The sequence below is a fragment of the Micromonospora sp. NPDC049836 genome (genome assembly GCF_044465125.1).
Classification (GTDB): domain Bacteria; phylum Actinomycetota; class Actinomycetes; order Mycobacteriales; family Micromonosporaceae; genus Micromonospora.
Genome location: NZ_JBITLH010000010.1, coordinates 1 through 14001, shown reverse-complemented (window position 1 = coordinate 14001; position 14001 = coordinate 1). Strand labels below are relative to the sequence as shown.

The 14001-nt window shown below is 68.0% G+C and carries 15 protein-coding genes; 1 reads left to right on the top strand and 14 read right to left on the bottom strand.

What is annotated here, in order from left to right; translation table 11 throughout:
• Nucleotides 1-39 precede the first annotated feature (39 nt).
• Nucleotides 40-360: a hypothetical protein gene (locus tag ACIBPB_RS24530; protein WP_396841831.1), complete on the top strand. Its 321-nt coding sequence runs from the start codon at nt 40-42 to the stop codon at nt 358-360.
• A gap of 493 nt (nt 361-853) precedes the next feature.
• Here the strand turns inward: ACIBPB_RS24530 and ACIBPB_RS24525 are convergent, their stop codons facing one another.
• The 14 genes from ACIBPB_RS24525 to ACIBPB_RS24460 form a co-directional block, all read right to left on the bottom strand.
• Nucleotides 854-1399 (bottom strand): hypothetical protein, encoded by a 546-nt coding sequence (locus ACIBPB_RS24525; RefSeq protein ID WP_396841830.1) that lies wholly within the window; start codon nt 1397-1399, stop codon nt 854-856.
• 566 nt (nt 1400-1965) lie between these two features.
• Nucleotides 1966-2304, bottom strand: coding sequence for a hypothetical protein (locus ACIBPB_RS24520; RefSeq protein ID WP_396841829.1), 339 nt, complete (start codon nt 2302-2304; stop codon nt 1966-1968).
• Between the two features lie 614 nt (nt 2305-2918).
• Nucleotides 2919-4052 (bottom strand): tyrosine-type recombinase/integrase, encoded by a 1134-nt coding sequence (locus ACIBPB_RS24515; protein WP_396841828.1) that lies wholly within the window; start codon nt 4050-4052, stop codon nt 2919-2921.
• Nucleotides 4052-4264, bottom strand: coding sequence for an excisionase family DNA-binding protein (locus tag ACIBPB_RS24510; protein WP_396841827.1), 213 nt, complete (start codon nt 4262-4264; stop codon nt 4052-4054). The genes ACIBPB_RS24515 and ACIBPB_RS24510 overlap by 1 nt, the downstream gene beginning before the upstream one ends.
• A complete protein-coding gene (locus ACIBPB_RS24505) occupies nt 4249-5994 on the bottom strand; it encodes a replication initiator (RefSeq protein ID WP_396841826.1) in 1746 nt (581 codons plus the stop codon). Before ACIBPB_RS24505 ends, ACIBPB_RS24510 begins: the two co-directional genes overlap by 16 nt.
• Nucleotides 5991-6635, bottom strand: a complete 645-nt coding sequence (locus ACIBPB_RS24500) for a GGDEF domain-containing protein (protein WP_396841825.1) — start codon at nt 6633-6635, stop codon at nt 5991-5993. Before ACIBPB_RS24500 ends, ACIBPB_RS24505 begins: the two co-directional genes overlap by 4 nt.
• The gene (locus tag ACIBPB_RS24495) at nt 6632-7300 is read right to left on the bottom strand and encodes a DUF2637 domain-containing protein (protein WP_396841824.1); all 669 of its coding nucleotides are present in this window, start codon (nt 7298-7300) and stop codon (nt 6632-6634) included. Before ACIBPB_RS24495 ends, ACIBPB_RS24500 begins: the two co-directional genes overlap by 4 nt.
• Complete coding sequence (locus ACIBPB_RS24490) at nt 7297-8727, bottom strand: FtsK/SpoIIIE domain-containing protein (RefSeq protein ID WP_396841823.1); 1431 nt, start codon at nt 8725-8727, stop codon at nt 7297-7299. Before ACIBPB_RS24490 ends, ACIBPB_RS24495 begins: the two co-directional genes overlap by 4 nt.
• 4 nt (nt 8728-8731) lie before the next feature.
• Nucleotides 8732-9193 carry a hypothetical protein gene (locus ACIBPB_RS24485; protein ID WP_396841822.1) on the bottom strand — a complete coding sequence of 154 codons (462 nt, stop codon included), beginning with the start codon at nt 9191-9193 and terminating at the stop codon, nt 8732-8734.
• Nucleotides 9194-9282: 89 nt separating this feature from the next.
• The gene (locus tag ACIBPB_RS24480; protein ID WP_396841821.1) at nt 9283-9708 is read right to left on the bottom strand and encodes a hypothetical protein; all 426 of its coding nucleotides are present in this window, start codon (nt 9706-9708) and stop codon (nt 9283-9285) included.
• A gap of 136 nt (nt 9709-9844) precedes the next feature.
• Nucleotides 9845-11059 (bottom strand): MFS transporter, encoded by a 1215-nt coding sequence (locus ACIBPB_RS24475; RefSeq protein WP_396841820.1) that lies wholly within the window; start codon nt 11057-11059, stop codon nt 9845-9847.
• An 11-nt stretch (nt 11060-11070) separates the two neighbouring features.
• Nucleotides 11071-11286, bottom strand: a complete 216-nt coding sequence (locus ACIBPB_RS24470) for a DUF397 domain-containing protein (protein WP_396841819.1) — start codon at nt 11284-11286, stop codon at nt 11071-11073.
• Nucleotides 11286-12158: a helix-turn-helix domain-containing protein gene (locus ACIBPB_RS24465; protein WP_396841818.1), complete on the bottom strand. Its 873-nt coding sequence runs from the start codon at nt 12156-12158 to the stop codon at nt 11286-11288. Before ACIBPB_RS24465 ends, ACIBPB_RS24470 begins: the two co-directional genes overlap by 1 nt.
• A 50-nt stretch (nt 12159-12208) precedes the next feature.
• A complete protein-coding gene (locus ACIBPB_RS24460; protein WP_396841817.1) occupies nt 12209-13849 on the bottom strand; it encodes a DUF5677 domain-containing protein in 1641 nt (546 codons plus the stop codon).
• Nucleotides 13850-14001: the final 152 nt, after the last annotated feature.

Genomic DNA, 14001 nt, shown 5'->3' with positions numbered 1-14001 from the left:
CTGGCTCTGCGGCCTTGACACCCCGCAGATGATGGCCGCATGAGTGACGCGAACGAGCTGCTGGTCGCCTTCCGCCTGGGGCTCGTGATCTTCTTCGTCCTCCTGTTCGTATTCGGCGTCCGTCTCGCCGTGTCGCGACGGTTCCCCGTCACCTGGGCTCGGCCCGCACACCCGACGGAGAGCGAGCTGTCGCGGAGGGTCCGGGGTGGCGTCGGCGTCCTGCTGGTCGCCGCGAGTGGGCTGATCGTGGCAGCCACATCGCTCATCCCCATGCCCAACCTGATCGCCGGCATGCTGGGGGTCGCGGTACTGCTGGTTGCTCTGGCCGCGCTGCGTTGGTTCGTTGTGTCGCGCGAGTAGCCCTCAACAAGTCGCTGTCGCTCAGGACACCGTGGCTTCCGCCCGCTGTCCACCTCCGGGGCACTCCTCGGGCGGGGCGTACGCGCGAATGGTGCCGTTGTGCCGCGCGGCCCTTCCGTCAGCGGTGAGGGCAACGAGGCGTTTACAGACGGGGCACCGGCCCCGCTGGTGCTGCGAGCGCTGAGTCACCTTGCCTCCTCGGGTAGGTCGTTGCGCGTCTTCAGTTTCCTCGGACGCGCCATGCCGCCCATCGTTGCCGATCGAGTCAGATCAGCTTCCACACCTCGAAATGGGCGAGGCAGTTGAGCAGCAGCAGGGCGCCGGCACCGGCCAGCAGGTTGAGCCAGAGGGAGGCGGCCTGGGCGGCAAGCCAGCTCCCTCCATATGGTCGGCCATCCGGTCGCCAAGCAGGCGACAGCCAACCATGACCAGGTTGTAGGCCGCGAGGGTCGCCAGGGCATCGGGCAGCGGCATTCCGCGATTCCCCCCGGCCTTACGCCTCCGAGCGCGGTCCCACAACCTGCTCAAGCAATGCTTTGTCGGCGGCATCCACCGTGTCGTCGTGGAGCAGCGTGCGTACCAGCGGCGCGTGTGCGGAGAACACTTCCCGGCACAGCTCGCGTTCCGGATGATCGCTGTCGTTGCCGAGCAGCAACACCGCGCGTTCGTTCTCCGCGTCGACCGGCTGCGACAACTCCGCGGTGATGACCACGAGGTCGAGCAGGCTGGAACGCACCGAGATTTCCGGGTCGGCTGCCAGGCGAAGCAGGAACGGCAACGCCGCCGGCATTGCCGCGCTCAGGTGGAAGATGCCGCCCATCAGGACGTTGGTGAGCACACGTGCCGCCTCGGGGGCGGCAACCTCATCCAGCAGTCCATTGAACAGAAGCGGGACATCGGCGGGACAGCCAGGGATCTCAGACCACGCGATTTCGGTGCAGCCCCGCAGTGCGGGATGCTCGTTGTCGGGCCGACCTACGTGCGCATTCTCTTCAAGGAACCGGACAACAGCCGCCTCCTTGGCCGCAGCATCCACCACGCACATCCGCCTACGCCCCCGGTGTCGTAGGGCGCGCCAGTTCCCGAGCACGTCCCTGACTAGCACTGTCCTCGAACCAAGCCAAGCATGCAAGCACAGAGACCCGTCCCAGCCGCTTCATTAAGTCGGCCGGTGTGGCGCCGGTCTGCGCCGCGCGGCGAGGGTCTGCCCCGTGTGCCGCAAGTCATGAAAGCTGAGGTCATCCAGGCCCACCTTCCGCCCGTGCACGGAGGAAACGCCTGATACAAGGTGCCCCCCGCAGGGGCGATCCGTCGCGGCTGACGAACAGTCGGTCTTTGCCCGCGTACTCATCCAGGTGTAGACGGATCACCAGTACGACGTGTGGTGGGACGGCGATGGTCCGTTTACCCGCCTCAGACTTCGGGTCCTTTCTGACGCGTACCGAAGCCTCATTCGGCCACGCGAATACCACGCTAGCTTTGAAGCCGCTGTCACCTTCATCCGTATTGCACCTTGTCACCCTGACCCTGGCCCGCTCCCCAGAGTGTGGATCGGCGGCAGAAAAGATGGCCGCCAGCGAGTGAGCTATCGGGCCGGCATGCGCGCTACGCGACCAGGTTGCCGGCAGTGCTCAAGACGACGCCCAGGCCCAAGAAGACGACAGTAGCCAGAGCGCTCCGAGCCGACTCGCGGCTGATGGCGTAGGTGATCAACGTCCGGACAAACATGACATCACCCCAAGTCATGTCCGGTTCAACGCCTCGTTGTCGGCGGTACTCGGCCGCAGCCTCTCGGTCGTCTCTGTGTAGGTTGCTGGACTCCCGGATGATGGCGACGCGTGCTGCCGCCTGCCGGTAGGCGACGACGGCAGAAACGGTGGCGATGCCGATAGCGACCAGTTCGAGGATGCCGCCGATCAGCGACAGCCATTTGCCGAGCGTCATGACGCCATGGTGGCGCACCTGATCAACCCGGCGGTGAGCCAACGCGATGGGTGGCAGCCAGCACCTCCGCATCCTGAACGAAGGCCCAACCGATCTTGACCATGTGACGGTCGAGCTGGACCCTCCCCGGATGTTCCAAGAGTCATCGCCCGTCACCGCCATTAGCTCCGCCCAGGTGATGACGAAGTCCGGGCAGTCGGTCGACCTCGGATCGTTCAGAGTGGGTGAGATCCACGACCTGGTCCTCTGGCGAAACGGCCGCTTGCAGGGTGAGGTGAGGTGCCGGTGCCACTACCGATCTGGTGAACGTTCGTGGGTGGTACTCGTCAGGGTTGACCTGACTGCTCTGCTCTAGATCAAGGCGTGCAGCGAACGTGCAACATGCGGCGGCGATCACCGGCCAAGAGCGGTCAAGCAGGGCCAACGGGGACGAGCGCAGCCGAGGGCATTACAGCAAGATCCCCACCCGCGTTTCCGCTGGTGGGGATCTTTGTAGCCCGGCGAAAGGCTATGTGGCCAGGGGCGGGGTCGAACCGCCGACCTTCCGATTTTCAGGCACGCACATTTCCGCAGGTCAGAGCGCCGCAGAGGGCCGCCGTGCGATCGTCATGCGACTAGCTCCGCATCGTGATGTGCCGGGGCAGCCGTGCGACATCACCGTGCGCAGCCAGTTCCGACAGCGCCTTGGCGATCTCCCGGTCACGCCCGTCGACGGCGTGCAGGTACCGGCGAGCGGCAGCCATGGACGAGTGACCCAGCCGCTTCATCAGGTCGGCCAGGGTCGCGCCGGTCTGCGCGGCGAGGGTCTGCCCGGTGTGCCGCAGGTCGTGGAAGGTCAGGTCATCGAGGCCGACTTGCTTCCGCGCCCGAACGAACGCCTGATACAAGGTGTCCCCCCGTAGGGGCGAGCCGTCGCGGCTCACGAACAGCCGGTCTTTGCCCGCGTACTCATCGAGGTGCAGACGGATCACAGGCACTACGTGTGGCGGGATGGCGATGGTCCGTTTGCCCGCCTCAGACTTGGGGTCCTTGTCGAAGGACTTCCCCCGGTCATGCAGCGGCTCGACCCGTGCCTTGCGAACCGTGATGGTGTGCTCGAACAGGTCGACGTCCGAGACGCGCAACCCCGCGATCTCCCCACGGCGCAGGCCACACCAGGCAGCGATGAGAACAGCGGTGCGGTAGCGGGGGTTGATGGCGTCGACCAGGGCGACGACCTGAGCGGGCGTGGCGACTGGCCGTTCAGCGACACGGACCGTGCCAGCACCTGGGATTTGGCACGGGTTACGGGCGATGATGCCCTCCCGTACGGCGGTGTTCATGACCATGCGCAGGAACCGGTACGACTGGGAGATGGAGGTGCGGCCACCGTTGCCGCGTAGGGCAGCAGCGTGCCACTCCCGGACCCGGCTCGCCGTTAGGTCACGAAGCGGCACGTCGACCAGCGGCACCAAGTGCAGCCGTAGGTTCCGTTCGCACGTCTCCCGCCACCGAATGCCGATCTTCGGGCTGTCCCGCAGGATGGCCCGCGCGTAGTTGCCGAACGTTTCCGAAGCCGCCCGGTCGTCCAACCAGGTGCCGCGCGAGATGTCTGCTTCTACCAGCGTCAACCAGCGGTTGGCGTCAGTCTTTGTCTTGAAGGTCTGCGGCGCGTTCTGCCGAGCGCCACCATTGGGCGGCACGAACGAGGCATGGAAGCGACCCGAGGGGAGCTTGCGGACGTACCCAAACTGACGACGCTTGCCCATCAGGCCACCGCCCTTCCGTCCGACCAGGCAACCGTGACCGGCTCCACCGTGCCGGCAGCGATGAACTCCGTGAGGGCAACTTCGGGGATGCGGACGTGGTGGCCGCCGAGCTTGACGTACCGGATGCGCCGCTCAGCGATCAGCCGGCGGGGGAATCGCTCGGTGGTGCCCAGGCGAGCCGCGGCTTCCTTGACCGTCAGCAGCTTCTCCACTCGGTGGCCTCCTTCCCGGTCGGGTTCGTGGATGCGGTTGCCGAAACATTGGGCGGGTCGGCGGCGGCCCGTTTCGCGGCGTCGAGTTGGGCGCGCCATTGGATGCGTTCGGAGATGGCGCGGAGGACGCGGTGGCCGAGGGGTGGCAGGTCGGGGTCGGTGGGCCGGGCGAGTTCCCAGGCGTGTCGGACGGTGTCGGAGCCGGTGGGGGCGGTGGCGGCGTCGGTGGTGACCCCGAGCAGCGCTTTCACCCATTCCCGGCGGTCAGCGCGGTGGTCGGCCAGGGTTTTGCCGGACCACTGCCGGGAGATGAGCACGCGGCGGCCGCCGATGCCGAGGGTTTCCCGCTTGTGGACCTTGTTCTTGCAGTTGCCCGGCTTCAACCCGGGCCGGGCCTTCTTGGGTTGGACGCCGTAGAGCAGCCAGTTGGCGCACCGCTCGGAGCACGGCGTGTGCCGCAGTTCCTGCCAGAGCCGTTCGAGGTGTGCCCGCTGCCGGCCGGTGGTGACGTCGTGGCAGTCGGCGGCCTGCTTGGTCAGGTACTTGGTGATGTAGCCGACGCACCGGTCAGCGTCTTTGGTGCCGGCGAGCACGCCCTTGGCGTCGACCTGTGCGCCGAAGCGGACCACGTGCACGGGTTCGGCGTCGGAATCGGCTTCGAGCAGGTCCAGGGCGTCATCCCAGGACGGCAGCAGCTCACCCGAGTCCGGGTCGGTGTAGCCGCCGGCGGCCGGGTCCCATTGCGGCGCCCTTCCCGGTTCGTAGACCAGCTCGGTAGCGGGTGGCCACCACACCTGGTGATAGGTCCCGGCGGCCACCTGGCGGACCAGTGCCCGGGGGATGGTGCCGCGCATGGCGAAGTGCGCGTGCGGCGCAAGGCGGCGCTGCGGCTCGACCGCCCCGGCGTATTGGACGTTCCAGCCGACCGCCCGGCGGAGGTTCTGCCAGAACCTGTCGAGGAGGCGGGGGAAGTGCACGGCGTCCCATGCGGCCCGCCGGTAGTCGTAGGCGTCCGGGTCGACCGGGGTGCCGTCGGAGTGGACGCGGCCGTAGGAGCCGAGGGTGAGGGTGAGGAACATCGACGGCCGGAACACCATCCCGGCGTGACCCTCGAAGGTCCGCCCGATGGTGCGGTTGTCGACGGGGAGCCGGGGCAGGTCGGCAGCGTCCTGCCGCCGCTTGGTGGAGCGGACCCGGCGCTTGCCGTCGCCGTCCTCCTGGTCGTCGCTGCCATGCGGGGGCGCGGGTCGGCCTCGGAGTCCTTCGCTGGTGATCTGGCCTTCCAGCTCGGCGATGGCGTCGTCCAGGTCCGCGACCTGATCCCACTGCGACACCCGGGCCGCTTCGTCGCGAGCGAATTCTAGGTGAGCCCGGGCGACGATCAGGCCGCGTTGGGCGTCGGTGGCGGGTTGGGGGCCGGGGTCGGGTTCGTCGTCGCGGTGCCATCCTTCGCGGATCTGCTGCTGCCGCAGCTTCCGTGCCCGCTTGGCGCAGGCCGGGCACTTCGCCTCTTGGGTGGCCCCGCAGGGCATGTCGATGACTTCTGTCTGGCCGCTGTCGAGGTCGGTGCGGCGTAGGGAGACGGGGCGGGTGCAGACGCCGTAGTCGGCGGCGAGGTCGGCGACGACGTCGACGGAGCGGGGCATGAGCATCCGGGCGGCCCGGGAGCCCGGCCTCGGCTCCACCACGGGGGAGGGGGCAAGGCCGGGCAGCATCGGGGTAGTCGTCATCGACTCACCCCCGCAGTCGCGGTAAGGTCGCGGACCCGGAGGGTGGGGCGGGGGTCGACGGTGGCGTGGTCATCCCGGAGCGGGTCGAAGGCGACGACTCCGGCGCGGGTGGTCTTGGCCCGGTACATGGCCGCGTCGGCATCGGCCAGGGCGGCGGCGAGGCCGGCCGGGCTGGCGGGGGCGAGGCCGATGCTGGCGGTCACCGACACGACCACACCGGAGGGCAGCCGGACGGGGGCGGCGATAGCGGCGGCGAGCTGGCGGGAAGCCGCGGCCGGATTCGGATCGAGCAGGAGCGCGGCGAACTCGTCCCCGCCGAGCCGAGCGGCCACACCATGGACGCGGCGCAGGCGTTCCGCGACGGCGGTCAGTACGAGGTCTCCAGCGGCGTGGCCGTGGGCGTCGTTGACCGGCTTGAAGCCGTCCAGGTCGACCACCACGACCCACGGCCACAGCCCGGCGAGCTGGGTCCAAGCGTCGGCCAGCCCGGCGCGGTTGGCGAGGCCGGTGAGCGGGTCCCGGAGGGTGGAGCGTTGCAGGGCGGCCAGTTCGTAGCGGGCGGCGGAGAGCCGGTACTGGTCCCAGCAGAAGACGGTGAGGCCGGCGACGAGGAACAGGGTCGAGAAGAAGTGCTCTTTCATCGGGTCACCTCTCCAATCAGTGGGACGCCGTTGCGGCGGGTGAAGGCGGCCGGGGGCACCGGGGCAACAGGGCCCGGACGGGCAGGCTCGGCGGGGGCCGGGCGGGTCGGCTCGGCGTGGACCAGGGCGATGGGCTCAGGCATGGCCGGTGTGGCGACGGGGGCGGGGGCCGGCTGGACGGGCGGGGCGGGCGGTTCGACGGGGCGTGCCTGGGCGGTGGGTTTCGGGGCCGAGCGGACGGGCGCGGGGTTGGCCGGGGTCTGGGTGGGGGCGGTGGTGAGGACGAGCTTGGACAGGCCCATGAACGCCAAAGCGGGGACGGCGGACAGGAGCCAGCCAGTCAGGCCGGGCTTGGCGACCGCCAACTGAGCGGCGAGTGAGAGCAGGACGGCGGCGACGAGCAGGAACATCGGGTAGCCGACCGGCTGACCGGTGCGGCGTCGGCGGCGGATGGTCAGGAGGGCGGCGACGGGGACGAGTTCGGAGATGACGGCGTTGGCCCAGCCGAACCACTCGCCCGTGCCGGGCGGGCTGTTGTCGAGGGTCCAGTCTTTGACGTGGGTGAAGGAGGCGGCCCCGGCGAAGCCGGCGACGAGCAGGAGGATGACGACGAGGACCAGGCCCTCAGCGCGGTCGGTGCGGGTGTGGGTGGGGTGGGGTTTCATGCGGCACCTCCGAGGACTTCGCCGTCGATGACCCGGAGCCGGCCGTAGGTGTGGGCCATGTCGCGGATCTCGTCATCGCTCAGGTAGGAGAACCGGACCCGCATCGGGGTCGGATCACCGTCGATGACCACGAACCCCACCCCCGGCAGGCTCTGCGGGATGCGGTCGCACAGTGCGCCCCGGTCCCGCATCCCCTCACCCAGCACCAGATCGACCTGCGCGGCCTCGGCCAGCCGGAGCCCGATGCGGGTGGGGAACAGGTCCCGGAACGGCAGCACCTCCTTGCGGGGGTCCTGGATCGCGGCCAGGACGTGCACGCCGACCGCGCGGCCCTGGGACAGGAGGATGGACAGGGCGGCCTTGACGCGGTCCTTCAACTGCCGGTCGGTCAGATATGCGGTCAGGTTCGCCAGCTCATCAATCACCACGACGATCAGCGGCTCATCCGGCGTCGGCGTGTGTTGGCGGGTGCGGCCGTAGAGCTTCCCGGCGCGGTCCTTGGCGACGGTGGCGGCTTCCTCGATCAGCTCGACCATCGCCGGGTAGTCCTTGCGGGCGAAGCGGGCGAACATCGGCGCACCCATCCCCAGTTCCATGCCGCCCTTCGGGTCGAGGCCCCAGAGCTGCACGAGGCCGGAGGTGACGCCGTTGGCGAGGGAGCGGACCACGGACCAGATGACGGAGCCCTTCCCCGAACCCGTGGCACCCACCACGAGGACCTGAGTGCCGAACAGGCGCAGGTCGTAGCCGTCGCCGTCCTCACGCCGGCCGACCGGCAAGGCGGCGAACTCCGGCACCGCCGGCACCGGCAGGGGGCGGACCGTCTTGGCGAGGGGGTCACCGCGGAACAGGTGCAGCAGCACCACATCGGGCCGAGGGCCGGGGGTGGCCTTGACCTGGCGGACGCCGAAGGTGTGGGCGAGGCGTTCGGCGACGCGGGCGAAGTCGTCGGGGATCTGACCGGTGACCATCCGCACCGTCACCACGTCCACGCCCGACGTGCAGCGGACCCGCCGCAGCACGGGCAAGACCGTGTGGGAGTCGAAGGAGACGGCCAGCTTCGCAGTGACCATCGCGGCGTGCCACTTGCGCCGGTACAACCACCTGCGGAACCGGGACAGCACCGGCCACCACCCGAACCGCAGGAACGACGGCCGGTGACCGAATGCCCAGCCGGCGGCGACGGCGGCGACCAGGACCACGACACCGACCGGACCGGCCCAGCCCCAGCGCAGGTAGAGCCAGGCGAAGAACACGGCGGGGGCGGTCACGTACCAGAAGCGAACCAGGACGACGGTGAAGCGGGCGAGAGCCTTGACGGTCCACCAGGTCAGCGCGAGCCATAGCGGGATGCGGATGAAGGGGGTGCGGACGTTGATCGGGGCGGAGTCGATGCGGTCACCCCGGATCACGTTGACCAGCGGCATCGGCTCAGCCCTCCCCGACCGTCGCAGCAGCGGCGAACAGGGACGCCTGACCGGGCGAGGTGGACCGGCGCACAAGGCGACGGCGGACCGCCGGCCGCGACGGGGCAAGAGCCGCCAGGTCCACCGGGCCGGATAGCGGGGCGGGAACGTGCCGGGTCATGGTCGGCAGCCAGCGGCCACGACCGAGGACCGCGCGCAGGTCGACCCGGTCGGAGACGTGCGGGGCGATCAGGTCCGGGTCGAGGTGGCGCAGCTTCACCACCGTCCGCGCCAGCGCAGCAGCGGCGGCTGAGATCTCCACCAGCACGGCCACCCGGACGGCGTCGGCGGGCACGGTGGTGTAGACCTCGCGGGCGGCTCGGATACCGGGACCGGCGAGGCGCATCACGGTGCGCCGGTGAGTCGTGCGACGGGGGCCGGGGCGCGGGTTCCCGGCGATGCGGGCAGCGTCAGCTAGCGTGGGCATCAGCCCAACTCCTTCCAAGAGGTTGCGGGTGAAGCGCGGGGCGGGAATCGTCTTGGCGGAAGAGGCCCGCCCCGCGCGTCCTGATCTGGTCAGGCCGCCTGCTTCACGGCAGCGGGCTCGGTCATGGCCCCGGCGCGGATCGACCACGCCTGACGCGCCCGGCACTTCCCCGACCCCTTGCACCGCTGGCTGTCGACGTACGGCGTCAGGGTCACGTCGGTGAACATCACCGCCGGCGGATAGCCCGGGATCTTCGACGCCGGCGGCACCGGCTGCACCGGCGCGGCGATCTTCACCTTGACCTCCTTCGACCCGCCGAACTTCCCGGCCTCCGGGTCCAGGTCCAGCACCTTGACCACCCACAGCCGCTCGCCCGTGTCCTTGTCACGCGCCTGGTCATCACCCTGACCGCGCTTGTCGAAGTCCGTCACCGGCTCCACACCCAGACACAGCGCACCCTGCGGAAACACGTAATCGAACGGAACCGGAACCTTGATCGAGTTCGGGACAGCCATGCCCCTGCCTCCTCTGGCCTCGCGGCGGCGACCTGCCGCCTGCATGTCTTATGCACATCTGCATAAGACCATTGAGGACAGTATGCACGCATGCATAACTGAGTGCAAGCGTTTCTGTCGATGCGACAGGGAGTGCTCAGGAAGTAGGGCGCACCGCTGCGAAGGACACGCAGGCGAGAGCGAGCAAGCCTGCTGCGGCGATGAAGGGAGCGCCGAGGCCGCCGGCATCGGCAACGACGCCGCCGAGGACGGACCCGAGAGCCGCGGAGCCAATGCCGAAGAGGCGGGTGGAGGACACGACGCGGCCGAGCATCTCGTCCGCGGTGTGCAGCTGGCGAGTTGAGCCGCCGACGACGCTGCCTGTGGTTGAGGCGATGCCAACAAACAGCAGCGCGACACCAGCGACCCACGCGTTGCCGGCCAGCACTACGCTGAGCCAAGCGGCGGCTTGCACGCCGAGGGTAACCGCGTAGGCGGAACGTGCCGAGAGAACGGCGGAAATGCTAGGAGCGAGCCATCCGCCAGCGATGCCACCGAGGGCGCCGGTCGCGATCAGCAAGCCGAATCCGAGCGTGCCGAGGTTGAGCACGTCCTGGGCGTAGAGGACCAGCGTCGCGAAGGCGACGTTGTAGCCGAGGTTGTAGGACGCCATCCCCAGCGTCACTGTGCGCAGCTCAGGGTGCCGTATCAAGTGAGCCATGCCCGCTTTGATGGAGCGAAGCATTGGTGCGTGCTGGATGGCAGGCTTCGCCGGGGGCGCGGGTAGCCGGCTGACGAGGGCCGCCGACAGCAGGAACGAGCCAGCGTCGAGGCCGAAGGGTAGAGCTCGGGCGGCTGCGAACGCCGCTGCTCCGGCGGGTGGGCCAGCGAGCGAACGCCCGAAGGTGTCAATCGCCCATAGCCGGCCGTTGGCCTGCGAGAGTCGTTCTTTGTCGCGACCGACGATCATCGGAATTGCGGCTTGGGCCGCCGGATCGAAGAAGCAGGAGCCGACTCCAACGAGGAAGACCGCCACGGCGAGGCCGGCGATGGTGGCGTTGTTGCTCACGATCAGGAGGACGAAGGCGAGTAGCACTGCCGCTCGGCCGATGTCGGAGGCGACCATGACGGTTCGCCTGTTCCATCGATCGACCAGCGCCCCGGCAGGCAGGCCGACGAGTAGCCAGGCGGCGTAGCCGGCCGCCGACACCGAGGCGACCGCCAGCGGATCACGAGACAACGCCGCCGCCATCAGGGGAGCAGCGGCCAAGAGCATGCCGTCCCCGGTGACCGAGACGCCGGTAGAGGCAAGCAGCAGGCCTAAGCCTCGCTTCGGTGACGCCTCGGCCGGGCGCTCGGTCACCGCAGACATACGATCAACTCTCAGCGCTTCAGTTCATCGAGCGTGAACTCACCAAGGGCGGCACCGTCCAGGAACGCCGACCACTCCCGCTCGGTAAAGGTCAGCATCGGACCCGTGCCCGCCTGCTTCGTGTCCCGGACACCGATCACACCCTCGGCGTACGCGACCTCAACGCACCCGCCACTGTCGCTGCTGGAACTCTTACGCCACTTGGCCTTGCTGAAGTCAGCACTCATCACGGCCTCCCGTCAGTCGATCGAGGATCCTCTAGATCCTCAATGTGACGAGCCAGTAACGCAAGGTGCTCTATTGAGTCGTCCGGTGAGAGGGCATCGGCGGCGAGCGCATCGAAGACGCCCGAGTACGTCTCCACGTCGGCAGGTGCCGAGAGGTAGAGATCGGCCGTCTGTGACTCCACGAAGACAACCCGGGGACTGGACTCGGCGCGGAAGTCGTACAGCGTGAACGGCACCACCGCCGAGGCCGTCCGATCCACCCCCAGCGGAATGATCCGCATTGTCACGTTGGGCAGCTCGGCGCGCGTACGCAGGTACGCCAGCTGCGACAGCATCACGTCACGACTTCCGGGCCAGGCGAAGAAGGCGCGAGCGTCCAGAAGTGCGGAGTAGGCCGGGGCGTCATCCGAACGGAGTAGTGCCTGCCGACTCATCCGGCGGGCAACGACCGCCTCCGGGTTAGGCCAGCAACCGCTGCGGACGTAGGCCAACGCGTACTCCGGCGACTGCAACTGACCGGGCACCATCAACGGGTAGTACTGCTGAATGGACCGCACGCGCGTCTCAATCGCCGCAACCTCACCTTGACGGCGAGTCACGCCACCGGCCCGCACGAGCCAGGCACCCCCAACGCCCTCGTCGTCGGCGGTCATCGCAAGCAGCTCGGCCCGGACTTCCTCTGGCACCCCGTAGTAGTGAAGCAACGTCGCAAGGTCTCGCGTGCTTACCGCGATCCGCGCGTTCTCGATCCGAGACACCTTGGGCTGCGACCACCCGAGGGCCGCCGCCACCTCTTCACCGGAGATGCTCAGGCCCTCTCGGATGCGCTTCAGCTCGGCAGCCACTCGCTCCCGATAGGCCGCGGTGCCCATGCCCACCTCCAGGCCATGCAGTCATGCATACGCCAGCGAGTCTAGGCGGCTTAGGCCGGCTCCGTCGATTCGACACCATCAGCGAGCGCCGAGGCGTCATCCGAGCCTTCCTCCGACGCAAGCCACGAGAAGGCGGCCGTCACGGCCTCCTTCTCAGTCCCGAGTATGTCCAGGCTTACGCGGATCAGCGCGTGAAGCGAATCGACCCACGACCCGGCGAGGTCTACATTGCCTCCCGCCGAAAGGGACAGGCTGGGAATAAGATGCCCTCGATGAAGAATGTTCAGGCATCGTTCCATGCAATGCGTCTCTACCGACCACCACTCAGAATGCTGGACGCCGCTAAACATGTAGTAGGCATGGCGGTAAAGGTCACGAAGGCCGCTTTCCTCAGCCATGGCTCGTAATGACTTTCCGCCCGCGAACGAGTCGCTGGTGTCTACGATTCGATGATCAAGCACGCCATCGTTATGGCTTAGGCGGTCGAACTCTTCGATGGCCTCCTTGACATCCGGTCGGCGCAACAAGTACTGGGGGAACTCGTCAGCGATACGCCTGTACAACTTCGCCTTGCCGGAGCCGTACTCCTGATATGCACGGTAGATTGAGGGATCTTGAAGCGCCATCCACTGCAAGTAGATCCGCACCTCGACAAGGACCCGGCCCACATGCGCCCCATGTTCCATGCACCAAAGGTCGGGCACGCCCAGCGCTGTGATGACCTCTCGTCCTGCCCGGGAGACCAACCCGGAGTGGACCTCCTGTCGCTCCTGGTCGTAGAGGCGGGCAGGGGACGTCTCAAGGGCCTCGACGTAGCTCGAAAGCAGGTCCATCGCGAGTTGCCGCAGATGTGCCGCGTCCTCCGGCGTGGCTCCGGGGGCGGCATTACGGCCACCCTCTTGCGTGCCGGACTGGTCACTCTCGTCTCGGCTTCGGATGCAGCGTGTCGTCATTGAATTGAACCCCCAAAACACCTTTGCCCATCGAGTTGTCGCATCAAATCGCGTCGCATCCTCCGTCAGACAAAGGCCCTTCATCGCACCCCACATCGCTCGAATCGCAGAATCAGCCTGTGAGCGAGTGGCGGAATCGTTGGGGTAGGGCTTGAGTAATTCGATCGTGGCCGAGCCGCTCCGAAAGGTCCCAGCCTGGACGGCGCTCCATATCGAGAGACACTTGATGATTGCCTCTCGATGACCATCGCGAAGCGCCTCCAGGACTGCTCGTGTCAGCAAGTCGACTTCCGACTGACCGGGTGGCGCAATGTCGAGGTCCACCAGCCAGCCTGCTGGGCGCTCGGGGTAAGAAGCGAGCGCCGCCGCGACGGACTGAGGCAGAAGGCCGTGCTCTACTGCGCGGTCTCTGACGACGCTACGGGCGTCCGGAACCTGCTCGATGAGCCTGTCGAGGCTTGTGAGCCTGCCGTCGAGTCCGTCAGCCAGCACCTTGGGCTCCGCCCGGCCTGCCAAGTCACGCTGGACCGCCCCTTGCCACCGAACGAACCTGATCGCGCCGGTAGATCCAAGTTCCGCTAGTGCAAGGACTGGCCACAGTAAATCCGGCAGGTCGTCTCGCACCCAATCGCCGATGTGCAGGACGCCGGTCGCGGCGAGGGGCGAGAGGTACCGGCGTCCCTTTCGCACGTGGCCAGAAAGGGGGCCGGAGGTTTCGGTACGTTGCTGGCGCTTCACGGGCTCACAGTAGATGCGGCCTGCGACAGATCCACCAACCCCAAACTCTGGCTTCGCTGTCGAGTCCCACCTGAGGCTTGACGTTTTCGTCCCAGCTGATGGTTGACGGAGTGGCCTAGGGAAGATTCGGTGGGCTCATCGTAGACGGGTTT